The organism is Pseudomonas monachiensis (assembly GCF_047345015.1).
GTDB lineage: Bacteria > Pseudomonadota > Gammaproteobacteria > Pseudomonadales > Pseudomonadaceae > Aquipseudomonas > Aquipseudomonas monachiensis.
On sequence record NZ_CP178857.1, the window covers coordinates 2424001 to 2447888 of the forward strand.

Here is a 23888-nt window from a genome sequence, read left to right on the forward strand (position 1 = left end):
TCTATGCCGCTAATGCTACGATCCAGTCTTTTCAGGTGGTAGATAGCATTTTTGGCAATCACCTTTGCGCAGGAGGCACAAGTGGATTTCAACGGCAGGTCAGGTGAAATGAGCGTGTTCATCACCGTGGCGCAGGAAGGCAGCCTGTCGGCCGCCGCGCGTGCACTGGGCCTGACACCCTCGGCAGTCAGTCGGATCATCGCGCGTACCGAGCAACGTCTTGGCACCCGCCTGCTGTTGCGCACCACCCGAGCGATCACCTTCACTGCCGAGGGCGAAGCGTTCCTGCGCGGCGCCCGGCGTATCCTGGCCGACATGGACGAGGTCGAAGAAGCCATCGCCGACCAGGGCGTACCCAGGGGGCGATTGCGGGTCAGTGCCGCCCTTGGCCATGGGCGGCTGGCCATCGTTCCTTTGGTCGCAGCATTCAGCGCCCGTTACCCGAACATCGTCGTCGACCTCACCCTCGGCGACGAAGTGGTCGACATTCTCGGCGGGCAGGCCGACGTCGCGGTCCGCTTTGGCCATCTGCCCGACAGCCCGCTGACCGCGCGCAGGATCGGCGACACCGGCCAGGTAGTGGTGGCATCGCCCGAGTATCTGCAGAGCCACGGCATCCCCCAGGAACCGGAAGACCTGCTACAGCACAACTGCCTGCGCTTCAACTTTCGGCGTGCCGAACCCAACTGGCCGTTCATCCGCGATGGAAAAGAGTTTTCCCTGAAGGTCAGCGGCAACATCGAATGCAGCAGTGGTGAAGCGCTGGCACAACTCGCGCGAGTAGGTGCCGGCATTGCACGTATCGGTGAGTTCAGCGTGAGCGAGGATCTGCAGCGCGGCGACCTGATTCCGCTGTTGGAAGCCTGGAACCCCGGGGACCAGGAACCGATTCATGCGGTGTTCGTCGGCGGGGCGGCAATGCCGGCGCGGGTGCGATTGTTCGTGGACTTCTTGCTGGAACATCACCGGATGTAAGCGGAGGCGTAAGCTGATATTTCCGGGTACTCGTGATGTTGAAGTGACCAAAACATTTTTGGGTGCACTATCAATAGGTGGCTTGCCTTACTGGAACAATCGCGAACTCTGGCATTGATGGGTCGTCCGCACGTCTTAAATGGCCGTCGTGAAAGACCGCTTTTGGCCGGTTTCTGCCTGTCACGATAGGCAGAAATCGACCCATAGCGGGCTTTGGCGGGCCTCTAAAGTGAATCTCTGACTATCCGCTTTTTGGCTGCTGATCACGATTGGCCGTCTAGAAGCCAGATGGTCCGTAACGGCAGCGCGTAAGTATTACGGAATTGAATCGGAGTTGCTCAGTTGCGCAAGGTGATGCTGGCTTATTGTGATCTACACTCCCTGAGCGCGTGAGTAGACGCTTCGCCACAAGAAGTATTCAAATTATTTCACCGTGACCATGAACGCTCACGGTGCCAGCTTGCTCAAAACTAACGAGGTAGAAATGAACAGGAAGTTTAACCGGGGCTGGTCAATGGCTGCGGCATTCGTCGTAGTGGGTTCAACGCTTTTTGCGGGGTGTGCGAGCAAGAACGACCCGATCACGCAGGCAGACAAGACGGATGTGACCAAAGGCGTACCCGCGCCAAGTCTGGAGCAGACCAAGGCAATCGCCGAGGAAGGCTTTATTTACGGCTTACCGCTGGTCATGAACTACGCCGTAATGCACGAATATGCTGTGGACAAGGGCGGCCCGCAATACAAGGCGCCGTTCAACCAGATCAAGAACGAGCCTCGCGTCTTCACCTACCAAGACACGGCCATCATCACTCCGAACAGCGACACCCCTTATTCGTTTGTCTGGCTGGACCTGCGCGCGGAGCCGATGGTGATCTCGGTGCCGGCAGTGGGCAAGCGGCGTTACTACTCGGTGCAGATGATCGACGGCAACACTTACAACTATGGTTACATCGGCAGCCGTACCACCGGCAACGAGCCAGGCGACTACATGGTGGTCGGTCCCGACTGGAAAGGCGTGCCCCCTCCCGGTATCAAAAAAGTCTTCACCTCGACCACTCCCTTCGCCGTGAGCGCCATTCGGACTCAGCTCTACAACGCCAAGGACATGCCGAATGTCGAGAAGGTGCAAGCGGGCTACAAGGTCCAGCCGCTGTCCGCCTTCCTCCATCAACCCGCGCCACCGGCTGCGCCGAAGATTGATTTTGTCCCGGCTACGACGGAAGGCATCAAGGCCAACTTCTTCGAGTACCTGTCGGCCGCGATGGAGTATGTGCCGCCATCGGCTGACGACCAGGAGATCCGGGCCAAGCTGGCGAGCATCGGGGTGGGACCCGGTCGCACCTTCGAATTTAAGGATCTCTCGCTCGAGCACAAGGCCGTGGTCCTGCTCGGGATGAAGGCCGGTGACCAGAAGGTCGACAAGTTCCTCGCGAGTGGGACGAAGATAATCAACGGCTGGAACGTCGGCGCGTACTTCGGCGACCAAACGTTCTACAAGGCCGACTGGTTGAAGCGTGCCGGTGCCGCGAAAGGCGGTCTCTACGGCAACGATGCCGTCGAGGCGATGTATCCCAACACGCGCACCGACGGCACTGGCCAGACGCTGGATACCGGCAAGCGCAACTACACGCTGACTTTCCCGGCCGGCAAACTGCCGCCAGTCAATGCCTTCTGGTCGGTGACCATGTACGACGGCAAGAGCCAGCTGCTGATCAAAAATCCGCTCAACCGTTACCTGATCAACTCGCCGATGCTGTCGGCGATGAAGAAAAACACGGATGGTTCACTGACGCTGTACATTCAGAAAGATTCCCCCGGCAAGGCTAAGGAAGCCAACTGGTTGCCCGCGCCCGACGACACGGTCTTTCTGGTGATGCGCCTCTACTGGCCGAAGACCGCACCGCCTTCGATTCTTCCCGCCGGCGAAGGCAGCTGGCAGCCACCGGCGCTGGTGGTCTCGAAGTAGTTCGCCTCTTGCGGCCCATTGCCGACACCCGCCGTGGGCAGGTGTCGGCCAGTCCTGCGTTTTCGCCAATAGCAGCCGAACATGAAGGGCTGCTATTGGCCGGTTTCTGCCTGTCCTGACCGGCAGAATTCCACCCGATAAAGCCCGTTCACGCACGCAGCCTATGGGGTTTCCCGTAGAAGCTTTACGCAAAATTTACGGGGTCTTCAGGTTGGGTATCTAATACTGCGCGGTGTTAATTTGGAACGCTATTGTCATGTCCCTCGCAGCAATTCGGCTTATCGGCTTCATCCTGGGCATTTTTCTGATCACGCTGGCCATAAGCATGGCTATTCCCATGATCACACTGGTGGCCTATGAGCGTAGCGACGATCTGTCGGCCTTTCTCTGGTCGAGTTTGATTACCTTCATCTGTGGCCTCCTGTTGATCGTGCGGGGACGCCCGGATACTGGCCAACTTCGTCCCAGGGACATGTACTTGCTGACTACCGGAAGCTGGGTAGTCGTGTGCACCTTCGCAGCGTTACCAATGGTGTTCATTAGCCAAATCAGCTACACCGACGCATTCTTCGAAACGATGTCTGGCATCACAACCACTGGTTCGACGGTACTCACCGGTCTGGATACCTCATCTCCCGGCTTGTTGATATGGCGCTCCATGCTGCATTGGTTGGGCGGCATCGGTTTTATCGGCATGGCTGTGGCGATCCTTCCACTGTTGCGAGTAGGCGGCATGCGTCTGTTCCAGACAGAGTCCTCCGATTGGTCGGAGAAAGTGACACCGCGTTCCCATGTGGCAGCCAAGTACATTCTTTTGCTCTATCTGGGGCTTACCGGGTTTGGAGCTCTGGCGCTCTGGCTCGCTGGAATGACGCCATTTGAAGCGGTCAACCATGCAATGTCGTTAATCTCTACCGGAGGGTTCTCAACTTCGGACGCTTCCCTTGGGCATTGGACGCAACCAGCGATTCACTGGGTGGCGGTAGTCATCATGATTCTGGGCAGCCTGCCGTTCACCTTGTACGTCGCGACATTGCGGGGCAATCGGCGTGCGCTGATCAAGGACCACCAGGTCCGCGGATTCATTGGATTCTTGCTCGTCACATCGCTGGCTGTGGGTACCTGGTTATGTTTTCACAGCGATTACGGATGGTGGGATGCGTTTCGTATCGTGGCGGTCAATGTGACCTCGGTCGTCACGACCACCGGAATTGCGGTTGGCGACTACACCTTGTGGGGCAGCTTCGCTGTCTTGCTGTTTTTCTATCTGACCTTCATCGGTGGCTGTTCCGGCTCAACGGCAGGCGGTCTTAAAATCTTCCGTTTTCAGGTGGCTGGCGCTCTACTGGTCAGCAGCTTGAAGCAGTTGATCCATCCTCGAGCGGTGATTCAGAAAAAATACAACGGCCATCCCATCGATGAGGAGATCGTGCGCTCGCTTTTGACCTTCTCGTTTTTCTTCACCATCACGATTGCCGCCATCGCTTTGGGCCTGGCTCTCATTGGGCTTGATTGGACAACCGCGTTGAGCGGTGCCGCTACGGCGGTGTGTAACGTCGGACCGGGTCTTGGCGCAATCATTGGGCCGGCCGGTAATTTCTCATCATTACCGGATGCCGCCAAATGGCTGCTCACGGTTGGAATGCTTCTAGGAAGGTTGGAAATCCTGACTGTGTTGGTACTCGTAACTCCAGTTTTCTGGAGATATTGACCCAGCTAGTCGAGGGCTGAGACTACAAGCTACATGCGGGACGAAAATCAGCTTGTCGATACTTACCTAGCGATGGTTGCGATAGCGTTCGGTCAAGGATTGCACGAGGGTGACGTAGGATTGCGTCTCGGCGTAGGGAGGCACCCCGTTGTACTCGACCACGGACGCTTCGCCGGCGTTGTAACCTGCCAAAGCCAGCACCTGGTTGCCGTTGAAGCGCTTGAGCAGCCAGGCCAGGTAGCGCACGCCGCCACGAATGTTCTGTCGTGCGTCGAACGGATCGTCCACGGCGAAGCGCTGGGCGGTGGCGGGCATCAACTGCATCAGCCCCTGGGCGCCGGCTTCGGAAATGGCGTTGGGGCGAAACGCCGATTCGGCATGTATCACTGCGCGGACCAGCGCCCTGTCGACACCATAATGACCCGAAGCGGCTTCGATCTCCCGCCGATAGGAAAGGGTGTCCAGGCGCAGTGAGGCGACCTTGAAATCCTTCGGCGCCATGCACAGATAGCAGCCCTTGATGTAATAGAGCTCAAGGACATCGACCCGTGCGGAGATACCGACGGGGCGCCGGCTCACATATTGACGAGTACCCTTGTGGATGAAGGTGAACACCCGAATCCGCACCGCGCCTGAGTCGTCGTCCCGCACAACCCGTGGCAGGGCCATTGCCTTGGCGCCGACACCGGCGCCCGCCATGCCATTGAGGCGAGTGCAACGGGCGCTGGCGATGGCTTGGCTGGTGTAGCTGATGGCGCCGTCCCTGGCTTGGCACTTGAACATGGCGCTGGCGCACAGAGGAGCGACCAGCAAGGCCAGCTCGATGCAGCCAAGAAGGCTCTTGCGAGCCCATCGCCATGTTCTGGATCTCATCACATCGCTCCGCGCCGCAGGCGCCGATCGGGCCTGGGGCACCTGGCCCGGGCGCTACCTTCGGAGGGCCCATTCTGCGTGACCCGCCTTTTGTTCTGATAGTTATACCCCTTGTAACCGGCTTTGGAACTTGCGTTGACGTATGGGGTGGCGGCGTTCCCAGGCGAGGCGCAGGCCCGAAGGTCTTCGCCACGCCGTCAGCATCGGTCAGGCGCAGGCTGCCTTCTAGGATGTGGCACATCTGGTCGTAGTCGCACTGGCATCTCGGTCTACGCACTGACCGAAAAACCGCTGCTTCCTGCGAAGACCCAGCGGTTCATCGAGTTCATACGCGACCATCTCAACAGTGCTTAATGCCTGACGACTGGATAGGGGGCATCCCGACGCAAACGAATGTCTCCTTCTGGCCGATTGCTGCCTGTTCTCAAGGCTGCCCGTCAATTCGATGGGCTATTGCAACGATTAGAACTCCTTCTCTTACGGAAGGTATCCGCCCATTTTTTGGGTGTTGTGCATAATCTCTCTTAGTGAGTCCAATAAAGCGGAAGCGGCAGGTGACAATGTAGCGTCTGCTAGTCGGGAAACACCAATTTGTTCCAGAATTAGAGGTTCAAAAGCCGGGAGGCGGATTAGTTCCTTACTGTGTGCTGGGTCAGAAATAACTGATTGTGGTAATATCCCAAGAAAATCGGTCTGTTTTAATAACCAAAGTATATTAAAGAATGATGCGGTTTCTATCGTTGCATGTGGTGGATTGATGTCATTTCGATGAAAGATATTATCGAACTGCTTCCGTAAAGTAGTTTCTATTGGGGGCAGTATCCATGCTTCGCGCGCGAGCTCTTCCAGTTTAACCTCTGTTTGCTGGGCAAGAGGGTGGTCACGGCGCGCAACGATGACGGCGTTTTCGCTAATAAGTGCCTCCTGAGCGACAACGACGCTTGAGCTGACATCGGAAAGTCTCCCAATCAAGAAGTCCAATTCGCCCGAGATGAGCCGAGGTATTAGTTCTCCGCTTACACCATCGATGATTTTGATGCGGATGCTTGGTCGGCTTGCCCAGAGTCGTGCGATGGCTGCTGGCACAAGATAACTTGACCCTGTTAACACGCTTCCTATAGCAACACGCCCGGCATGCCCTTTTCCAAGCGCGTCGATTGCTTGGGATACATGATCCAGTTGGGCAAGGATCATCCGGCTGCGCTGTACAAAGTCCCGACCAAGCTCCGTAGGCGTAACCCCCCTACGATTTCGGGTGTAGAGCTGAGCCCCTACAGCCTCTTCCAGATCCTGTAGTAGCTTGCTCGCTGTAGGCTGTGAGAGGTTCAGCGAGCGTGCGGCGTGCAAAACACTGCCATATTCAAACAACGCAATCGCCAGGCGGAAATGCCTGACTGTTGCCCATTTTTCCAACCGTTCCAGACTCATGTGGTATTCCAATATACGATATCAGGTCTAATATATTCTAGATTTACGAATACCATAACCCCTCCTAGAATGTACCTGGCGCGCTGGGTCGTTCCAGTTAATCACTCGTGAAGTGTGCAAAAGGTCTTATTCGAATTGATGTAACGCTTCTGGTATACGGCTCCTTTTGAGCGGGGCGGCCTTTTATAAAGCTTTGGGATGTATTGCTTGTTATCAATCTGAGAGGAGTAAGTGTCGTATGGGTGTCAAAAATCTAGATACGGTGAAGAACTACTTTAAATACTGCGTGGATGGTAAGGATGTTGAGCGGGTTTCCGAGTATTTCGATGTCAATGTGGTTGTGCATCGACCGGACTGCGATGCTCCGATAGGTGGTTTGGAAAACTTTAAGCGAGCCTTGAGCGAAAATGTTCTCGAACGATATAAAACAATTGAAACTACGTTCAGCAAGGAAGTTGTCACGGATGACGTTGTTGTAGTCGCGTTGACGCACTGTGCTACTGGCTCGAATACATGGCACGGCTTTAACGTAGAAGGCAAGAGCTTGACTTGGACCGCTCTGACGTATTTTCGGTTTAACAAAGAGGGGAAAGTGATCGAGGAGATCGTTGAGCGGAACGAACTGTTTATGGCAAAGCAACTCGGAATCATCAGTTACGAGTAACTTAGTTAAATTCCAAGGGGGAATAAGTCCACCGTGGTGAAATTATACTCCCCACGGTGGTCAGAGGCCGCTGTTGGCCGATTGTTGCCTGTCATCAACGTCAACTGCCGGCCCAAAGCAGCCAGTGTGTCGTCGTGTTCGCGGGCAAGTCGGATCGCCGCCTCAACATATACAGGGGCGCGCATCGGCTGGCAGGGCGCAAGGGGAGAAAGAAGCTGAAAGTTTATTAGCGGTCAGCTGTGGATGAACGTCCAGAGATCGGTATTCAGTTTTTCGATAGCGTCTTTAAAGTCCTTGGTGGTGATTTTCTGACTTTCGTTCTCTAACGGGTTGCCGAATACCTTACGCACCACTTTGGCCATTGTTTGATTGGTTCTTGCGTCAATGAACTCGGCTTCAATGAATAGATTAGTGTCTTGATCCCGGTGACCGGTAGCTGCCTGTGTCGCTCCGACAACGGCCGCAATCGGCATCACTTCATACCACTTCATGCCTTCGTTCGAGGCGCTGACGCCAGTGATTGCCGCACGAAGAATCAGGGGGCGTGACCTGGCTGGTGCGGCGGCGGCGTTAGACACCCTCTGGTATTTCTGGCCCAGTACGATTTTGGCCTTCCTGGACATGAAGTCCTGCAAGTCGGCCAGCGTTTGTTGATTGACCTGTTCGTTGGGTTTGGGCGAGGGATAAAACTCCAGCGTTCTGAACGCGATGGTGTCATACGCATTCGGGTTCCACGACGGGCTCACCCAGCGCATTGCCTTCTCACCCGTGGCGGTGGTCACTTCTTGCAGGTTGTTGTAGTTGGACAGGAAGCCCGAATATTGCTCGCGTTCAGTGACTTGGGAGGTGCAACCGCTGAGTAGCAGGTATGTCAGTGCGACGCCAACAAACAGTTTACGGTCCAGGGACATGGTGGGTTCACTCCACGATTTAGTCGTGCTCAGTCAACTGAAAAATAGAAACGCCAAGTCATGTTTCCCTTCATGGCATGAATGAAGCGTTGTCGAACCGACCGGAGAATTTATTGCCGTTGTGAACTGGATCTGCTGCGCCGACATGTCTCAGAGCCAGACCCAGCCCGACTGACGTTGATGTCCCCAGAGCATAGTCCGCTATCGGCGATTACATTGCTGCAATCAGTGCATTAATGTCCTGCAATTTCCCAGTCTTGTTCATCAGCAGATCAGTTCTCACACTGAGACCACTCATTTGATTACGGTTTCTGACTGATGGAGAAATGACCATGGTATCTGCGATCCGGTTTAACCAGTTCGGCAACCCTGAAGTACTGAACCTGGAGGCACTGAGCGAACAATCACCAGGCCAGGGCGAGGTATGGCTTGAGCAAGAGGCTGTGGGTGTCAACTTTCTCGACGTTACCCAGCGCAAGGGAGCGGTGCCCATTCCCTTGCCGTCCGGGCTTGGGCTGGAAGGCGCGGGGCGTGTTGCCGCTGTGGGTGCGGGTGTCAGCAACGTACGAACAGGGGATCGCGTGGCTTATGCCACCGGTCCGATCGGCTCCTACGCTTCGGCCCGGCTTTATCCGGCGGAGCGGCTGGTCAAAATTCCGGATTCGCTGTCATTTGAAGATGCCGCAGCCGTCATGTTCAAGGGCATCACTGCGCAGTACCTGTTGAAAGCCACCTATCCCGTAGGGCCCGGCACCACCATTGTGCTCTACGGTGTGGCGGGAGGGCTGGGGGAAATCATGGTGCCGTGGGCCAAGCACTTGGGTGCCACCGTGATTGGCGTGGTTTCAAAGCAGGCCAGTGTCGAGAAAGCCCTGGCGTCGGGGTGCAATGAAGTCCTGGTGTTCGATGCTGCCAGCCTGGCCTCCCAGGTCGCTCGAATCACCGACGGTAAAATGGTCGACGTCGTCTATGACCCGATAGGGCGTGTTTCTTTCCAGGCATCCCTGGATAGCTTGCGACCACGGGGGCTGATGGTGTCGTTTGGCGCTTCATCAGGTGCGCCGTCAGCCGTGGAGTTGTCGACACTCAATGCCAAAGGCTCGCTGTTCCTCACACGTCCTTCGTTGGCAGCCCATACCGCGAGTGCCTCCGAGTACCAGGAACGAGCGCAGGATGTGTTGGCGGCCATCGGTGCGGGTATTATCAAACCTTCGGTCCGGGCAAGCTACTCTCTGGCGGACGCAGCATTGGCGCATGCCGACCTGGAGTCGGGGCGTTCATCGGGGGCGATCATTCTAAAACCATGAATCTTGATGTTCTGAACAATCAGCACAGTGATGAAATCGCTGCGTTTCTGGCCGTGGCCTCGCAAGGCTCATTTGTCGGGGCTGGCCGGCTATTGCAGCGACACCCAACCGTCGTCTCGAAACGCCTCGCCGCAATGGAAAAGCGCCTTGGCGTTCGGCTCGTGGAGCGCTCCACCCGCCAGGTTCGAATTACTGAAACAGGTGCCAGGCTGGAGCAGCGCCTTCGCTCGGCCATCGAATTGATGAATGAAGCGCAGCAGCAGGCGTCCGAGGGCGCCAGCGAAATCCGCGGTACTTTGCGCCTTGCATTGCCGGCAGCCATGGGCAGGCGTTGGCTTGGCCCGATGCTGCCGGAGTTTCTCGAGGCTCATCCGCATGTCTCGATCCTCGCAGACTACAGCGAGCGTCTGGTCGACATCATCGATGAAGGTTTTGATGCGGCGATCCGAATCGGAGAGTTGGAAGACAGCCGGTTGATCGCCAGGAAACTGAGTGACCATCGCCGGATACTCTGTGCCTCGCCTGCTTACATCAGGCAACACGGCATGCCCGAAACGCCACAGGACCTGATCCGGCACAACTGCCTTCGCTTCAGCGGCCTGGCGTCTTTTCCCCAGTGGAGACTCCATCGCGGCAATGAGCTGCAGACGGTTTCTCCCAAAGGAAACCTGACGGCCAATGACAGCGAGTCATTACTGGCAGCGGCCCGCGCCGATGCCGGAATATTGGGGGCAGGTGACTGGTTGATGAGGCGCGATATTGCTGCCGGGAGGCTGTTGCAGGTCCTTCCGGACTGGCAATTGGATACCGCCGGTGGGGTCTATCTGGTCAGGCCATCGGCCAGGTTTCCGGGCGCGGTGGTTGTCGCGTTCAAACAATGGATCGAGTCAAAGTTTTCCCCTGCGCCCCCATGGGCCATTTGACCGCTTGACCTTCGGTTTCCACCTGGCCGACGCATGGCTGCCGGCCATGTGTGTTTATAAAATCAGGTGGTGACTCATTTTTTCCATTGGGTCAAAACCAATACAAGGTAGCTGCGGACCACAACCAGCCGAAGCAGAGGGTGATGGCAAAGTAGATCGCCACCATCATCAGAGGCTGATTCCACATGACACACCTCCCATAGTCGCTTCATTTACATGGGTGCCTGGTAAAACGGGCGCTCGTCGTAGGAGCAATAACTTGTCAAAACACTCCAAGGGTGAACTCCATCGCCAGTACAACGGACAACGCCAGCGTCATCACCAACGCAATAAACATCAGGCCTAACTCAGCGAGCTGCTTATAAAGGGCCATTGGTCGCTTGGTGATTCGAGCGATTGATCTATTAGTGGAAGCCATCACCCGTCCTCACGTTTGCGTGGAATACGCACCACAGGCTGGACCTGGGCAACAAGGCGATGGAACTGCATGGTGGTGTCGCTCGATTCATTTTTTCACCCCTCGCGTCATGCCTGATCCGGCGAGCCCCGCCGCCTCCGTGATGTCCGGGACGACAGCTGTTGCGGGTATCAGGGGTGGTGCAACTAATGAGCCATTTCAATAGGGCGAAGAAAAAACTCAAATGAATTAACAGGCTGATTGCGAGGTCTTCAAGCGAGAGAACGGGGAAGGGGGGAATATCCCTCAATTTTGGTGGCAAACACCTGGTCGGGTGGGTGTAGTACCCCATTTATGGAGAGAATCGCGGCCCTGTTTCACCGATCGCTTTTGCCAGGGGCTACTTGCCCCTGCGGCGAGGTGGATTTAACGGGACGGGAAGGGCCGCTTCTGTCTGGGGTTTCAACCGGTCGAAGCAACACACTGAATTGTGTTCAAAAGACCCGTGAGTTTTCGGTACCGCACATTATCCCGCGGAGAAACTCCGATACCGGGAATCACGTAACCGCTACTCAAGCAGTTGATCAATCAACACTGCGTTGGTGTAGATCAGGCTGCCGTCACTCGCTCGGTGTCCAACCAGATGGAACTGTCCGCGTTCGTGTTGCAGATAGACACGCATCTGGCAGTCGGACAAGGGGGCATATCCCTCGGGCATGATCAACTCCATCGAGTCCATATCGACATCGACCATGGCTTCACGCTCGTGGGTCTTCTGCAAGCGCTCTTCGGCCTCCTCAAGACGGAGGTGGAGAGGTCCGTCGACGTAGAAGTGGACTTCCCCCATCGGGGTGGACTTTTGGGCGTTGCCGGTTTTGCACCAGCCTTCGATCGTCAGCGCACTCATGACGAAACCTCCCATTTGGATTGCTGGACTCTGTAGCTATCGTCCCTGCTCAATGCCATCACTCATGTTTGATGACTACTCAATGGCAGGGTTCGATTTTTGGCGCCGCTTCTGGCCAATCTCTGCTGTTCGTCATCAGAAATTCAGTATAGCCGGTCGCCGGGCCTCGCCTGCCAACCTCACGGTACATCCGATGGGCTCTATACTTCTTACTGACTTTGCCGCCCGGACGGGTGGCATTTGCCTGCCCTGCTTGGAAGTCAGCGGCGATGCTTTTGCATACCCAATGAACAACAGGAATAGGATGAAGAGGAAATGGTAATAGCAATTGTCCTGATACTAATCGTTATTGCATCAGTGCTATTCCACATACTTGCGCCTTGGCATGCGACACCGGCAGCTTCCAACTGGGGGTCCATAGACACCACCCTGTTCATCACGCTGATCATCAGCGGCATATTTTTCATTGCCATCACGGTATTCATGGCGGTCGCGGTGATGCGGTATCGGCACAAGGAGGGTGCCAGGGCGGCCTACCAGCCAGAAAATAAAAAGCTGGAACTGTGGTTGATTATCATCACTTCGGTAGGTATCGCCGGGATGTTGGCCCCAGGCCTGGTTGTCTACAACGATTTCATCCGGGTGCCGAAAGAGGCTTACGACCTTGAAGTGGTCGCCCAGCAGTGGCAGTGGGCCTTTCGTTTTCCCGGCCAGGACGGGAAGTTGGGCAAGTCGGATATCAAGTTTGTCGACTCCGCCAATCCCCTCGGCGTTGATCCCAAGGATCCTGCGGGGCAGGACGATGTGCTTGTCATGAATAATGAAGTTCGCCTTCCGCTCGATCGGCCGGTGAAAGTCTTGTTGCGGGCTAAAGATGTCCTGCACGATTTCTATGTACCGCAAATTCGCAGCAAGATGGATATGGTGCCGGGAATGGTGTCGTACTTTTGGTTTACGCCAACTAAAACCGGAAAGTACGAAGTCCTTTGCGCTGAGTTCTGTGGCGTAGGTCATTACAACATGCGCGGCCATATGATCGTGGAAGAGCAGGGCGTCTTCGATCAATGGCTCAAAGGCCAACCGACGTTTGCGCAGACATTGACGGCAACTGCCAAACCCGGTCGAGACAGCGTGCTGGAAAAAGGCCGGCAGTTGGTCGAGCAACTCGGCTGCAAGGCCTGCCATAGCCAGGATGGCGGTGCCAGTCTCGGCCCGGGATGGAAGGGGCTGTACGGCCGTACGGAACAGCTTGCCGATGGCACCAGTGTGCAGGTCGACGAGGCCTACCTGAAAGAGTCGATTCTCGATCCGAAGGCCCGATTGGTACAGGGCTACCCGCCGGTCATGGTGGCCTATACTCTCAAGGACGATGAACTGGGTGCCGTCATCGCCCTGATCAAATCACTGGGTGCTGCGGGGCAAGACGGTGAACCTTCGACCGGCGAAGCGTCGAGCCCGGGTGAAGACCTGGTGGCGCAGGGGCAGCGGCTGGCCGGGTCGCTCGGCTGTCTGGCCTGCCATAGTGTCGATGGCAACAAGGGCGTCGGCCCCGGCTGGCAGGGCCTGTATGGCAAGACGGAAACCCTTGCCGACGATACGAGCGTAAAGGTCGATGAGGACTATCTCAAGGATTCGGTTCTTCATCCCAATGCCAAAATCGTCAAGGGCTATGCCGCCGTCATGCCAACCTTGGCTGCGAGTGACGAGGAGCTCAATGCACTGATCGCTTTCATCAAATCCAAAGCGAATGCTGACGCTGATGCGAACAACGCGCAGCCAGGGAAGTCGCCGTAAAGCAGCCAGCAATACACTGAAACTTCGGCAGGAGGATGACGTGATGGCCTATGCGGAGCAAGCCGAAACAGAAGCACTGCACGAGCCCAAAAGTTTCCTGACCAAATACATCTGGAGTCAGGACCACAAGGTCATAGCCATTCAATATTCGTTGACGGCCATCTTCGTGGGTCTTATCGCTCTGGTGTTGTCCGGCTTGATGCGCATGCAGATAGGCTTCCCCGGCAGTTTGGCGTTCATGGACGCCAGTACTTACTATCAGGCGATGACCATGCACGGCATGATCATGGTCATTTACTTGCTCACGGCCTTGTTTCTGGGGGGCTTCGGCAACTATCTGATCCCGCTGATGGTGGGCGCCCGCGACATGGTCTTCCCCTACGTCAACATGCTCAGCTACTGGTTTTACCTGGTGGCGGTAGTTGTGTTGCTCAGCAGTTTTTTTGTCCCCGGCGGCCCCACAGGTTCCGGCTGGACGCTTTATCCGCCTCAGTCCATTACCCAGGGGACACCGGGGGTCGAGTGGGGCATTGTCCTGATGCTCGTCTCACTGGCGATTTTCATTGTCGCGGCCACCATGGGCGGCTTGAACTACGTCACCACGGTGTTGCAGGCGCGCACGCACGGCATGACCCTGTTTCGCATGCCGCTCTCGGTATGGGGCATCTTCATGGCCTCGATCATGGCCTTGCTGGCCTTCCCGGCGTTATTTGTCAGTGCGGTCATGATGCTGTTTGACAAGCTGTTGGGCACCAGCTTCTTCATGCCGGCGATGATCTCGCTGGGGCAGCAGCTCGATCACCAGGGTGGCAGCCCGATATTGTTCCAGCACCTGTTCTGGTTCTTCGGCCACCCGGAGGTCTACATCGTTGCTCTCCCGGCGTTTGGCCTGGTCTCCGACTTGATCAGTACCCATGCGCGTAAAAATATCTTCGGCTACCGAATGATGGTGTGGGCCATTATTGCGATTGGCGTACTCAGCTTTGTGGTCTGGGCACACCACATGTACGTCAGCGGAATGAACCCGTACTTTGGTTTTTTCTTCGCCGTCACCACCTTGATCATCGCGGTGCCGACCGCGCTGAAAGTCTATAACTGGGTACTGACCCTGTGGCGCGGCGACATCCATTTGACCGTGCCGATGCTGTTTGCCCTGGCCTTTATCGTCACCTTCCTGGTCGGCGGCCTGACCGGGTTGTTTCTCGGCAATGTGATCGTGGACATCCCGCTCTCGGACACCTATTTCGTCGTGGCCCATTTTCATATGGTCATGGGCGTTGCACCGGTACTGGTGGTGTTCGGCGGCATTTATCACTGGTTCCCGAAAGTCACCGGGCGCATGTGGAACGACACCCTGGGCAAGCTGCATTTCTGGATTACTTTTCTGGGTACCTACGCCATCTTTTTCCCCATGCACTACCTGGGATTCCAGGGCATGCCACGTCGCTACTACGCCTATGAAAACTACGCGTTCATCCCGCAGTCCGCGCAAGACTTGAATGCCTTCATTACGGTGGTCGCGTTGACTGTCGGCGTTTCCCAGTTGCTGTTCCTGTTCAACATGGCCTGGAGTGCATTCAAGGGCAAGCCGGCAGGCAGTAATCCCTGGGGTTCGGCCAGCCTGGAATGGCAAACGCCGGACACCCCGCCGAAACACGGTAACTGGGGAGAAAAATTGCCGGTCGTGCATCGCTGGGCCTATGACTACAGCGTGCCGGGGATAGAGCAGGATTTCGTGCCGCAAACGGTCTCCGCCGAGGAGCTGGAGCACATGCGGCAGTTCAGTGCCGGAACCAGGGCGGACATCAAGACATGAACAGGCTGCTATTGAGAAACGCCGGCGGCGCTGACCCCGGCGGCAGTTGGAGCCGCGACCCTGAGGGTAATCAGGCCGCCGAGGATGCCGTTAGACGGCAAACCGCAAGGGTAGGCCTGCGCTTGTTTCTGGTGGTGGTGAGTTCGTTATTCTTCCTTTTCCTGATCGCCTTTGTCGCCCGTTCTCAAATGGTCGACTGGCTACCCCTGACAGAGCCTTTGGCGCCGTTAGGCAATCTCCGGCCGCTCTGGCTGAATTCGGCTTTTCTGGTAATCAGTTGCATCGCACTGCAGTGCTCGCGCATGGCCGCCCGCAAGGCTCGGCTGGGCGCAACGGTCATTGGTTTTGCGTTGGGGGGTGTCTTTGCCATTGCCTTTCTGGCGGGGCAATTCTGGGTCTGGCAGCAATTTGTCGCCTGGGGCTACTTTGTCGCCAGCAATCCAGCCAACAGTTTCTTCTACCTGTTGACGGGCCTGCATGGGCTCCACCTGCTGGGCGGGCTGATCGCCTGGTGCTGGATCGTCGCCAGATTCTTGCGTCATGTGCCACTGGCGCAACTTGGCGCCAGCGTAGAGCTCTGTGCCATTTATTGGCATTACTTGCTGGGCCTTTGGTTCGTGCTATTCGCGCTGCTGGCCAGCACGCCGCAAACCTATGAAGCCATCGCCAGATTCTGCGGCCTGAGGTGAACAGCCATGGCATTGCACTCACAAGCCCAAGCCCAAGCCCAAGCCCAAGCCGAGACCAGTTTATCCAATCCGCCAGGCTCGCCCCCTGCACCGGGATGGCAGGGCATCGCCAGCGACTGGGCCTCGGATAAGGAGGCCTTCAAGCAGGTGCCCTGGGGCAAGGCGATGATGTGGATATTCCTGCTCAGCGACACGTTTATATTCACCTGTTTCCTGACCGGCTACATGTCGGTACGCATGACCATCACCAACGCCTGGCCGAACCCCAGTGAGGTGTTCGCGTTGACGATCGGTGGCAAGGAAATTCCGCTCATCCTGATTGCCATCATGACCTTTGTGCTGATCAGCAGCAGCGGTACCATGGCCATGGCCGTCAATTTCGCCTATCGCCGTAACCGCGCGAAAACCACGGCCCTGATGCTGGCGACCGCTGCCCTGGGGGTGACTTTCGTCGGCATGCAGGCATTTGAATGGAGCAAACTCATCGCAGAAGGGGTGCGCCCTTGGGGCAACCCCATGGGAGCGGCGCAATTTGGCGCCAGCTTTTTCATGATTACCGGTTTTCACGGACTGCATGTGTCGATCGGCGCCCTCTACCTCAGCATTGTGGCGCTGAAAGTATGGCGCGGAGATTATGAGCGCTCCGGAAATTATCAGAACGTCGAGATAGCCGGGCTTTACTGGCACTTCGTGGATCTGGTGTGGGTATTTATTTTTGCATTCTTCTATTTATGGTAGAGGAGCACGGGTGATGGCACATGCTCAGGGTCAGCAACATCCGATCAGTTTGTACCTTAAGATCTGGGGGCTGCTGTTCGTCCTCAGCACGCTGTCGTACCTGGTCGACTATTTCCACTTCCATGGTTACCTTCGCTGGTCCCTGATTATCACGTTCATGTTGTTGAAGGCAGGATTGATTGTCTCCATCTTCATGCATATGGCATGGGAGCGCCTGGCCATGGTCTACGCCATACTGGTGCCACCCTTGTGTTTACTGGTGCTCATCGGGCTGATGGCCACCGAGGCAGACTATGTCTTCCTCAGCCGGGTCATTTTCTTTGGCCAGTAAGCAGCTGTCGGATGGCCTTGAGTCTCCTGGCTAACCCGATATCACTCGCTTGAACTGATGCCATTTGTGCTGCCAGGCCACTGTCCAGTGGGGGGCTGCAGTTCCGGTGCCGGCAATCTTCAGCTTCGGATGCTGTTTGATTACCTGGTCCAGTACCGATTCCTGATTCGGTTCAACATCCACGAAGAAGATATGTTTGCCTTCTTTTACTGCCTGTTTGAAATTGCGGAAGTGAGTGTTCGGCACCTGGAACCCAAAAAAGCCGCCTTCCCAGATGCAGAAGCCCAATACAACAATGGCAAGGAAAATAAAGGGCATCCAGCCTGCGGGGGATTCGGTCCAGCCCATCCAATAGGCGCCGCCCAGGACAAGTGCCGCGAGTGGCACGCCGATCACCGCACCAATCTCACCAGAATGAACAGCATCCTGTTCCATTAGCGAACTGATCTCGTGGAGGTGATGTTCTTCTACATCAGCAACTTTTTCACTGAGTACATGGATCTGTTCGGAATTGATGCCGCTGGCTTCCAGTTCATATTCAACGTTTTCAAGATCGTTGAGATTGTCACTGATGTAATAGTGTCGATTCATGCCACACCTCCCGTTTCGGGTTTGCTGTAGACCTCCGATGTCCGGCAGCAGTCGGTAGCTGTACTGTGGGGGGGAACGTTGCACACCTCGTGCAATCTGAAAAAAAGTATAGCACTCACCATCATGCGGACCGGACGCTAGTTGATCTGCACAATGACCGGACCTTCCGTTACGATCGGTGGGTTCGAGTGAATATTCGATGCATTTTTCTGAATCCATTCACGCGCGACTTTCAGGCTCGCATCGCTGCCGGCCTTGTCCGTGCAAACAGTCACCGACGTGCCACCATCACCCGTATTCAACAGTGTGTAGCTGACGAGGCCAGGTACTGTCCGCAGGGTCGCTTCGACGTCGGCATTACGCTGTTCCAACAGCCCGAAAAGCTCCTTTGCTCCAGTACCCAGGTAGGTTCTTATAACTGCGTACATAGTCGTCTCCCTTGGGAGTGCCGCCTTGAGGCCGATCCAGATCCGTTGATGGCCGCTATCACTCAAGGTTTCAGTTCACCCTGATTTATTAAGCTTAGCCAAACGCAGGCGACAATCGTAATGCAACGACCACCGGCCATTTTTGGCCGGAAGCTGCCTCCCACGACCGGTTGACTCATGAACGCTGCGGTTTTTGTGACAGTGTGAGCGACCACATCCAGACGCTCAAAACCGCGAGCAACAAGAAGGCGAGCACGCTTGGCCACAGCGGCATGGGATACCCATTAACGAGCACCTCGGGGCGAATGATCATGCGCCCCAGTTGTGCCAAGGCCATCAGTGCGTAGACGGTGCCGGCCACTCGCAGCCCAATGATTGGGGATTTCATGCTGTTCTCCTCGACCTGACCATGAACGTTACAGGCGAGCAAAAGCGTTGTTTTTGCCAGCCCGGCGAACGAAGCCGTGAAGGGGTGCCAACCTTGGCGTGTTCCCCTCCAGCCGTTCGGCAACCACTATCTGACCCTGGTCTTCACCAGAGGCCGGGGACCAATCTCCACCGTACTCGACGGGCATAGTCGTCATAACCCGCAAGCTCGGACCGTAACAACCGGTCTTCCCATGCGGTGCGCAAGACGAGTAACGCCGACGCCAGCGCAGCGGGCACCAGTGCCCAGAACGAGCCCAGTGCCAGGGCCATGCCAATGAACAGGAACAGTGCGGCGATGTACCCGGGGTGACGCACGAAACGGTAAGGGCCGCTATCGATCACGCGCTGATGCCGCTCGGCCTGGATGCGCACACCTGGCTCGAAGAAGGGGTTCACCGCCTGCGCCCAGCCCGTCACCGCGATGCCCGCCAGCACAGCGATGTAGCCGCCTGGCACCCACCAGGCCGGTACCTGCGACCAATGGAAACGCCCGGCATCGAGCGCCGCGACCGGCAGGACGGCAGTCATCGCCGGCAATATGAACGCCAGTAGTGATTTGTCCCAGCTTTTCGTGCCCGGCTGAATCCGGCTGCGCGCGCGATAGATCACAGGGTTGACCCACGCCAGGACAAGGCCTGACGCGCCAAAAGCCAATATCAGAACGAACAGCAATACCCATCCAGGTCGCCAGGCGATGGTGCCGGCCGGCAGGAAGATCAACACCAGCAGCGCAAGCGGCAGGCCGATTGCATAAGTGATGGCCGTGCGCCGTGACATCGCCTTCGGCTGCCGGGGAGCTGCTGTCTTTTCCATTTTGCTAGCCATATTCGATAGGCCCGCAAATGGAGTCTAGAGTTCCCCTGACCACCGAGCGAAGGTGATTGAGGGAACTCTCATGTCCGCCACAGCACAATCCAGAGCGCGCACGCGCGCGTTCGCACGCGTCATCGGGCCTTGGCTGGTCATCGTGCCCGGCATCATCGCCGTACGGGCGCCAGACATGGGGCCACTGGCGGCCGACTTCTTCGCGAGTCCGCTCACCGTGTGGTTTGCCGGCGCTCTACTGTTGTCCGGTGGCCTGCCGATCATCGCGTTCCATCAATATTGGTCGAGCGCCGCAGCGTTTGTGATTTCCCTGTTCGGCTGGTTCCTGGCGCTTCGCGGTGTTGTACTCCTGGCCGCGCCGCAACTGATTGAACGTGGCGTGGCTGTATCGGCGAGGATGCAGTGGCTGGTGCAAATCGGCTTTGGCATCGGCGTGCTGATCGGTCTCTGGCTCACCTATGTCGGCTGGATTGCCAAGCCCGATTCATCGCCGGAGAATGGTGTTCCATGAACATGGCACGCGGTAAATCCGGAGCTCGAAAAACAGGCTCGCCAAGGTTCTCAGACCTTTCTGAGCGACGCTTGGGAAGCGTCCTGCGTAGGGGCTGACAATTACGACATGAAACGCGCCAAAGGGAGTACCTATCAAGCGGCTGTACGCGCACTCGCGTTTAAGTGGATTCGAATTCTGTACCGGTGCTGGCAGACCAGGACGCCCTACGATGAAACCACCTATTTAAATGCTTTGAGGGAGCGTGGGTCACCGCTTCTCAAGAGCCTTGATTTAGGTTGACTGACTTCCTCAGGGCGTGAAGCAGCCGGTCACGTGTCTACGAAATCAGGCGCGATTCAAAAAGCCTTGCTCTAGAATGGCCCCCAGATGAGCGTGGAACGCTTGTCTAGTATTCACTCAAAGGATGAACACGATGGGCCGCACCAACCATATCTGCCTGATGGCGATCTATAACGATTGGATGAACGTAAAGGTTTATGAGGCGGCCAGAAGTCTGACAGATGAAGAGCTGTCCGTGGATAGGAAAGCATTCTTTGGTTCTATTCTCGGGACGTTGAACCACCTGGTGGCCGGGGACACTATCTGGCTAAAGCGATTTGCCAAGCACCCGGCGAATCACTTGGCTCTGGAGCCGATTCGACAGCTCCCTGCCGCCCAAAGCCTCGACCAGTTACTGCTCTCAAATATCCGAGAACTTTCGACGCATCGCGTTTGGCTCGATCAGGTAATTGTCGAGTGGTCTCGCTCGATTACAGAGTCGGATTTAGATTACACCCTCAATTACACGAGCATGAAAGGAACCCCCGCTGACAAGAGTTTTTATGGCTTGGTCACGCATTTCTTCAACCATCAGACTCATCACCGAGGCCAAGTTACTACTTTGCTGTCACAAGGTGGTGTCGACGTAGGCGATACTGATCTGGTCCTCCTCATTCCTTCCGAGTCCCGCACATAATCTAAAAACCAGCACTAGACCGGGACTTTCATGTCATACCGGGCCGGTAAACCAGCGTGGCCATCTGAAATGACTACTGTGCCCTGAACGGACGCTAGGGGTGATCGGCTCAGTCGTCAGCGAGTGCTTCTGGCCGATTGCTGCCTGTCGCCAAGGGCTGCAATCGGCCAGAAGGAGAGCGTCAGATACGTCTGCAAAATCAAGGGTGACTCGCGACGCGTCACTCTGTCAGATGCCAGATCCGCAAGTTAAAGTATAAAGTCCGCCGTGGTCGCGCTGTTGAGACCGACTATCTGGATGGCGAACTCGGCGGCGCTGTCGGCATCGGTATTGCCGTAGAGCACGCCCGCTGAAACTTTCAACTGGCCGGCCGCACTGAAGGCTGCGGTACTGCCGATGATCGAGGTGAAGGCTTCATTGGTGGTCGTCGCCGTGTTGGCATCAAGCGTCGACAGGTCAATCTTGTCGCTGCCCCGCACGAAGTCGCTGATGACATCCCAGGTGGAGCTGATCGTCCCCATTTCCAACAACGAATTGAAGTCGAAAATATCGCTGCCAGCGCCGCCGATGAGGGTGTCCTTGCCTAGTCCGCCCGTTAACACGTTGGCTGCCGCATCGCCTTTCAGCGTATCGGCGTAGCTGGATCCGGTGAGATTTTCGATGGAGAGGAGGCGATCGACACCTGCACCGAGTGTATTCTGGGAGGCAGTCTTAATGTTCAGGTCGACCTTGACCGCAGAGGCTGCCCCCTCGTAGGTAGCCGTGTCCACGCCGCCACCCCCATTTATGGTGTCATTGCCAGCCGCACCACGCAGGACGTCATTACCAAGTCCACCACTGAGTGTATCGTCACCGTTGCCTCCATCGAGGCTGTTGTTATAGGCATTGCCCACCAGGCGATCGTTCGCGTAACCACCAATAACGTTTTCGATATTGAGAATTCGATCATCCTCGTAACGGGATGCCAGGACACGCTGCTCGCCCGTGAGGTTGAGATCGACGTTGAGCGCCAATCCCTCTGCTGCGTAGGACAGGGTATCGATGCCCTCACCGCCGTCCAGAAAGTCGTCGCCAAGACTGCTGATCAGCAAGTCATTACCGGTGCCGCCCGATAACACGTCGTCTCCCAGGCCGCCATTCAGAGTATCGTTACCGACGCCACCCTTGAGGATGTCATAGTTGTCGCCACCATCGAGCTTGTCGTCGCCAATGCCGCCCTCCAGTGTGTCGTTACCATTGCCACCGAACAAACTATCGTTACCGCTGCCACCCACCAGTAGGTCGTAACCATTGCCTCCCTCCAGGGTGTCAGCGCCGCCTTCGCCGAACAGGCGGTCGCTGGACGAGGAGCCAACGAGACGGTTGTTGCCAAGGCCACCGAACAAATCGCTTCTGTCGGTGGCGAACTGATTAGAGTTGGCCGTGCTCGTATTGAGGAGCAGGTTGGTCGTTGTCAGGTTGGCGACCGATACTCCCGTGAGCGCCAGCTCAGCCGAGTAGCCGCCGTTCCAATTTGTGATGACATCGCCACCTTTGCCGTCCACCGCCTCGACCAAGCGCTTGAGGCTATCGATATCACTGATCCCGAGCGTGCGGACATCGAGCTTGTCCTGTTCCGCGAGACTGAAATCGATGACTCGGGTCGAGTCGTAGTAATTGCTCCCCCGCTGAGCGATGAATACGTCGCTACCAGCCCCGCCGATGAGCTGATCGCTCCCAGTGCCACCGTTCAGGATATCGTTGCCACTACCGCCTTCGAGCACATCTCCATCAGCGCCACCGCTCAGGGTATCGTTGCCGGCACCACCGACCAAAAGGTCATTCCCAGCCATGCCGAAGAGGGTGTCATTGCCGCCTTCGCCAAAAAGGCGGTCGCTGGACGAGGAACCTGTAAGCCTGTCATTACCCAACCCTGCGAACAGATCGCTCCTTGAGGTTGCGGTCAGCGTATCGTCTTGGACGGTCGTATTGAGAAGCACATTGGACGCGTCCAACTCCTCGATCCCGGTGGCCCAAAGATTGTTCAGCGTGGTCGTCGAATAATAACCGTTAGTATTGATTGTAAATAAAAGCTTGTCATCGTAATTGACTTCAAACAGGCGATTAAGCGTCTCGATGTCGGAGATGCCGACCTGACGAAGATCCAGCCGATCTGCGGACACGTCAAAATCCGTGATGGTTTGCCCTATATAACTGGCTCCACGATTTATGACGAAAGTATCTGCCCCTGCGTCGCCTGTAAGGACGCTATTACTGCTAGTGCCCGCGTCCAGGATATCGTTGCCGTTGCCGCCATTCAGGGCGTCCGACCCACTGCCACCATAGATCGTATCGTTACCATCATTGCCATAAATGGTATCGTCACCCGTTCCGCCATAAATAACTTCGGCGATGTTGGCGCCATAAATAATATCATAGCCGGTGGTTCCATAGATGGTGGTCCCGGTTACCGTCCTTCCATTAACTGTTGCCATTTAGACTCTCCTTTCTTTACTGCCAAAAAAGCGGCGCTTCTGCCACAGGCTAAACTCCAAGCAGTAACTCGAGGTGCAACCCATCCTCGTACATGCTCATGTTAAACTCTTGCTTGGTTTAAAAATCGGTGCGCTATTCTCAATCCTGCTCCACTTGCGTGGTTACAATCCAAAGTCGACACTGGCGACTAGCCAAGTTCGATCAATAGTTGACTATTAGATGTATCTACGAAACCAGGGGG

At 56.3% G+C, this 23888-nt stretch carries 23 protein-coding genes and 2 pseudogenes; 15 read left to right on the plus strand and 10 right to left on the minus strand.

What is annotated here, in order from left to right; translation table 11 throughout:
* The first annotated feature begins 81 nt into the window (after window positions 1–81).
* The 3 genes from ACMDB8_RS11040 (at window position 82) to ACMDB8_RS11050 (ending at window position 4652) form a co-directional block, all read left to right on the plus strand.
* Window positions 82–975: a LysR family transcriptional regulator gene (locus tag ACMDB8_RS11040; protein WP_056727388.1), complete on the plus strand. Its 894-nt coding sequence runs from the start codon at window positions 82–84 to the stop codon at window positions 973–975.
* Window positions 976–1489: 514 nt separating this feature from the next.
* A complete protein-coding gene (locus ACMDB8_RS11045; RefSeq protein ID WP_409079332.1) occupies window positions 1490–2941 on the plus strand; it encodes a DUF1254 domain-containing protein in 1452 nt (483 codons plus the stop codon).
* Between the two features lie 256 nt (window positions 2942–3197).
* Window positions 3198–4652, plus strand: a complete 1455-nt coding sequence (locus ACMDB8_RS11050) for a TrkH family potassium uptake protein (RefSeq protein WP_056727391.1) — start codon at window positions 3198–3200, stop codon at window positions 4650–4652.
* A 66-nt stretch (window positions 4653–4718) separates the two neighbouring features.
* Here ACMDB8_RS11050 and ACMDB8_RS11055 read toward each other — a convergent pair whose 3' ends face one another.
* Window positions 4719–5525 carry a lytic transglycosylase domain-containing protein gene (locus ACMDB8_RS11055; protein ID WP_056727392.1) on the minus strand — a complete coding sequence of 269 codons (807 nt, stop codon included), beginning with the start codon at window positions 5523–5525 and terminating at the stop codon, window positions 4719–4721.
* Window positions 5526–5786: 261 nt separating this feature from the next.
* Between ACMDB8_RS11055 and ACMDB8_RS11060 the strand changes: the two are divergent.
* A pseudogene (locus tag ACMDB8_RS11060) lies at window positions 5787–5879 on the plus strand (LysR family transcriptional regulator); the annotation flags it as partial.
* Window positions 5880–6002: 123 nt separating this feature from the next.
* Here the strand turns inward: ACMDB8_RS11060 and ACMDB8_RS11065 are convergent.
* Window positions 6003–6953 (minus strand): LysR family transcriptional regulator, encoded by a 951-nt coding sequence (locus ACMDB8_RS11065; RefSeq protein ID WP_056722936.1) that lies wholly within the window; start codon window positions 6951–6953, stop codon window positions 6003–6005.
* A 238-nt stretch (window positions 6954–7191) separates the two neighbouring features.
* Between ACMDB8_RS11065 and ACMDB8_RS11070 the strand changes: the two genes are divergently transcribed.
* On the plus strand, window positions 7192–7617 hold the full coding sequence (locus ACMDB8_RS11070) for an ester cyclase (RefSeq protein ID WP_223542269.1): 426 nt from the start codon (window positions 7192–7194) through the stop codon (window positions 7615–7617).
* Window positions 7618–7850: 233 nt separating this feature from the next.
* On the opposite strand, the gene ACMDB8_RS11075 is transcribed toward ACMDB8_RS11070, so the two are convergent.
* Entirely contained in the window at window positions 7851–8528 is a 678-nt protein-coding gene (locus ACMDB8_RS11075; protein WP_056722933.1) for a DUF3313 domain-containing protein, read from the minus strand.
* A 332-nt stretch (window positions 8529–8860) separates the two neighbouring features.
* Here ACMDB8_RS11075 and ACMDB8_RS11080 point away from each other — a divergent pair, with 332 nt between their 5' ends.
* Together ACMDB8_RS11080 and ACMDB8_RS11085 are read left to right on the plus strand one after the other, a co-directional pair.
* Entirely contained in the window at window positions 8861–9835 is a 975-nt protein-coding gene (locus tag ACMDB8_RS11080) for a quinone oxidoreductase family protein (RefSeq protein ID WP_056722931.1), read from the plus strand.
* A complete protein-coding gene (locus ACMDB8_RS11085; protein WP_056722929.1) occupies window positions 9832–10758 on the plus strand; it encodes a LysR family transcriptional regulator in 927 nt (308 codons plus the stop codon). Before ACMDB8_RS11080 ends, ACMDB8_RS11085 begins: the two co-directional genes overlap by 4 nt.
* A gap of 262 nt (window positions 10759–11020) precedes the next feature.
* Here the strand turns inward: ACMDB8_RS11085 and ACMDB8_RS11090 are convergent, their stop codons facing one another.
* Together ACMDB8_RS11090 and ACMDB8_RS11095 are read right to left on the minus strand one after the other, a co-directional pair.
* The gene (locus ACMDB8_RS11090) at window positions 11021–11176 is read right to left on the minus strand and encodes a hypothetical protein (protein WP_177336460.1); all 156 of its coding nucleotides are present in this window, start codon (window positions 11174–11176) and stop codon (window positions 11021–11023) included.
* A gap of 547 nt (window positions 11177–11723) precedes the next feature.
* Complete coding sequence (locus ACMDB8_RS11095; protein ID WP_056723139.1) at window positions 11724–12062, minus strand: hypothetical protein; 339 nt, start codon at window positions 12060–12062, stop codon at window positions 11724–11726.
* Between the two features lie 315 nt (window positions 12063–12377).
* On the opposite strand from ACMDB8_RS11095, the gene ACMDB8_RS11100 reads away from it, so the two are divergent.
* Genes ACMDB8_RS11100 through ACMDB8_RS11120 form a run of 5 tightly spaced genes read left to right on the plus strand, consistent with a single transcriptional unit; the run spans window position 12378 to window position 17430 of the window.
* On the plus strand, window positions 12378–13856 hold the full coding sequence (locus ACMDB8_RS11100; RefSeq protein ID WP_056722927.1) for a c-type cytochrome: 1479 nt from the start codon (window positions 12378–12380) through the stop codon (window positions 13854–13856).
* Between the two features lie 43 nt (window positions 13857–13899).
* Entirely contained in the window at window positions 13900–15672 is a 1773-nt protein-coding gene (ctaD, locus tag ACMDB8_RS11105) for a cytochrome c oxidase subunit I (protein WP_056722925.1), read from the plus strand.
* Window positions 15669–16361 carry a cytochrome c oxidase subunit 3 gene (locus ACMDB8_RS11110; RefSeq protein WP_056722919.1) on the plus strand — a complete coding sequence of 231 codons (693 nt, stop codon included), beginning with the start codon at window positions 15669–15671 and terminating at the stop codon, window positions 16359–16361. The genes ctaD and ACMDB8_RS11110 overlap by 4 nt, the downstream gene beginning before the upstream one ends.
* A 6-nt stretch (window positions 16362–16367) precedes the next feature.
* Window positions 16368–17099, plus strand: a complete 732-nt coding sequence (locus ACMDB8_RS11115) for a heme-copper oxidase subunit III family protein (protein WP_409079324.1) — start codon at window positions 16368–16370, stop codon at window positions 17097–17099.
* Between the two features lie 13 nt (window positions 17100–17112).
* Window positions 17113–17430, plus strand: a complete 318-nt coding sequence (locus ACMDB8_RS11120; protein WP_008053359.1) for a cytochrome C oxidase subunit IV family protein — start codon at window positions 17113–17115, stop codon at window positions 17428–17430.
* Window positions 17431–17460: 30 nt separating this feature from the next.
* On the opposite strand, the gene ACMDB8_RS11125 is transcribed toward ACMDB8_RS11120, so the two are convergent.
* The 4 genes from ACMDB8_RS11125 to ACMDB8_RS11140 all read right to left on the minus strand — a co-directional run bounded on the left by ACMDB8_RS11125 (window position 17461) and on the right by ACMDB8_RS11140 (window position 19655).
* Window positions 17461–18021: a hypothetical protein gene (locus ACMDB8_RS11125; RefSeq protein ID WP_056722916.1), complete on the minus strand. Its 561-nt coding sequence runs from the start codon at window positions 18019–18021 to the stop codon at window positions 17461–17463.
* A gap of 137 nt (window positions 18022–18158) precedes the next feature.
* Window positions 18159–18449, minus strand: coding sequence for a hypothetical protein (locus tag ACMDB8_RS11130; RefSeq protein WP_056722915.1), 291 nt, complete (start codon window positions 18447–18449; stop codon window positions 18159–18161).
* 175 nt (window positions 18450–18624) lie between these two features.
* Window positions 18625–18837: a hypothetical protein gene (locus ACMDB8_RS11135; RefSeq protein ID WP_223542267.1), complete on the minus strand. Its 213-nt coding sequence runs from the start codon at window positions 18835–18837 to the stop codon at window positions 18625–18627.
* A 143-nt stretch (window positions 18838–18980) separates the two neighbouring features.
* Window positions 18981–19655: a methyltransferase family protein gene (locus ACMDB8_RS11140; protein WP_409079325.1), complete on the minus strand. Its 675-nt coding sequence runs from the start codon at window positions 19653–19655 to the stop codon at window positions 18981–18983.
* Window positions 19656–19773: 118 nt separating this feature from the next.
* Here ACMDB8_RS11140 and ACMDB8_RS11145 point away from each other — a divergent pair, with 118 nt between their 5' ends.
* From ACMDB8_RS11145 to ACMDB8_RS11155, 3 genes and pseudogenes are all read left to right on the plus strand, one after another.
* Window positions 19774–20214: a hypothetical protein gene (locus ACMDB8_RS11145; protein ID WP_223542265.1), complete on the plus strand. Its 441-nt coding sequence runs from the start codon at window positions 19774–19776 to the stop codon at window positions 20212–20214.
* Between the two features lie 102 nt (window positions 20215–20316).
* Window positions 20317–20496: pseudogene (locus tag ACMDB8_RS11150) on the plus strand (IS110 family transposase); the annotation flags it as partial.
* Window positions 20497–20629: 133 nt separating this feature from the next.
* Entirely contained in the window at window positions 20630–21172 is a 543-nt protein-coding gene (locus tag ACMDB8_RS11155) for a DinB family protein (protein WP_223542264.1), read from the plus strand.
* Window positions 21173–21420: 248 nt separating this feature from the next.
* Here ACMDB8_RS11155 and ACMDB8_RS11160 read toward each other — a convergent pair whose 3' ends face one another.
* Entirely contained in the window at window positions 21421–23646 is a 2226-nt protein-coding gene (locus ACMDB8_RS11160) for a calcium-binding protein (RefSeq protein WP_263291782.1), read from the minus strand.
* Window positions 23647–23888: the final 242 nt, after the last annotated feature.

Excerpts from the sequence above, each read along its gene's own strand:
- ACMDB8_RS11130 (WP_056722915.1), bottom strand. The coding sequence starts at position 18,449 with ATGTACGCAGTTATAAGAACCTACCTGGGTACTGGAGCAAAGGAGCTT.
- ACMDB8_RS11065 (WP_056722936.1), bottom strand. The coding sequence starts at position 6,953 with ATGAGTCTGGAACGGTTGGAAAAATGGGCAACAGTCAGGCATTTCCGC.
- ACMDB8_RS11085 (WP_056722929.1), top strand. The coding sequence starts at position 9,832 with ATGAATCTTGATGTTCTGAACAATCAGCACAGTGATGAAATCGCTGCG.
- ACMDB8_RS11155 (WP_223542264.1), top strand. The coding sequence starts at position 20,630 with ATGGGCCGCACCAACCATATCTGCCTGATGGCGATCTATAACGATTGG.
- ACMDB8_RS11160 (WP_263291782.1), bottom strand. The coding sequence starts at position 23,646 with ATGGCAACAGTTAATGGAAGGACGGTAACCGGGACCACCATCTATGGA.
- ACMDB8_RS11145 (WP_223542265.1), top strand. The coding sequence starts at position 19,774 with ATGTCCGCCACAGCACAATCCAGAGCGCGCACGCGCGCGTTCGCACGC.
- ACMDB8_RS11080 (WP_056722931.1), top strand. The coding sequence starts at position 8,861 with ATGGTATCTGCGATCCGGTTTAACCAGTTCGGCAACCCTGAAGTACTG.
- ctaD (WP_056722925.1), top strand. The coding sequence starts at position 13,900 with ATGGCCTATGCGGAGCAAGCCGAAACAGAAGCACTGCACGAGCCCAAA.
- ACMDB8_RS11075 (WP_056722933.1), bottom strand. The coding sequence starts at position 8,528 with ATGTCCCTGGACCGTAAACTGTTTGTTGGCGTCGCACTGACATACCTG.
- ACMDB8_RS11045 (WP_409079332.1), top strand. The coding sequence starts at position 1,490 with ATGGCTGCGGCATTCGTCGTAGTGGGTTCAACGCTTTTTGCGGGGTGT.
- ACMDB8_RS11115 (WP_409079324.1), top strand. The coding sequence starts at position 16,368 with ATGGCATTGCACTCACAAGCCCAAGCCCAAGCCCAAGCCCAAGCCGAG.
- ACMDB8_RS11125 (WP_056722916.1), bottom strand. The coding sequence starts at position 18,021 with ATGAATCGACACTATTACATCAGTGACAATCTCAACGATCTTGAAAAC.
- ACMDB8_RS11140 (WP_409079325.1), bottom strand. The coding sequence starts at position 19,655 with ATGTCACGGCGCACGGCCATCACTTATGCAATCGGCCTGCCGCTTGCG.
- ACMDB8_RS11100 (WP_056722927.1), top strand. The coding sequence starts at position 12,378 with ATGGTAATAGCAATTGTCCTGATACTAATCGTTATTGCATCAGTGCTA.
- ACMDB8_RS11070 (WP_223542269.1), top strand. The coding sequence starts at position 7,192 with ATGGGTGTCAAAAATCTAGATACGGTGAAGAACTACTTTAAATACTGC.
- ACMDB8_RS11090 (WP_177336460.1), bottom strand. The coding sequence starts at position 11,176 with ATGGCTTCCACTAATAGATCAATCGCTCGAATCACCAAGCGACCAATG.
- ACMDB8_RS11095 (WP_056723139.1), bottom strand. The coding sequence starts at position 12,062 with ATGAGTGCGCTGACGATCGAAGGCTGGTGCAAAACCGGCAACGCCCAA.
- ACMDB8_RS11135 (WP_223542267.1), bottom strand. The coding sequence starts at position 18,837 with ATGAAATCCCCAATCATTGGGCTGCGAGTGGCCGGCACCGTCTACGCA.
- ACMDB8_RS11120 (WP_008053359.1), top strand. The coding sequence starts at position 17,113 with ATGGCACATGCTCAGGGTCAGCAACATCCGATCAGTTTGTACCTTAAG.
- ACMDB8_RS11050 (WP_056727391.1), top strand. The coding sequence starts at position 3,198 with ATGTCCCTCGCAGCAATTCGGCTTATCGGCTTCATCCTGGGCATTTTT.
- ACMDB8_RS11055 (WP_056727392.1), bottom strand. The coding sequence starts at position 5,525 with ATGAGATCCAGAACATGGCGATGGGCTCGCAAGAGCCTTCTTGGCTGC.
- ACMDB8_RS11110 (WP_056722919.1), top strand. The coding sequence starts at position 15,669 with ATGAACAGGCTGCTATTGAGAAACGCCGGCGGCGCTGACCCCGGCGGC.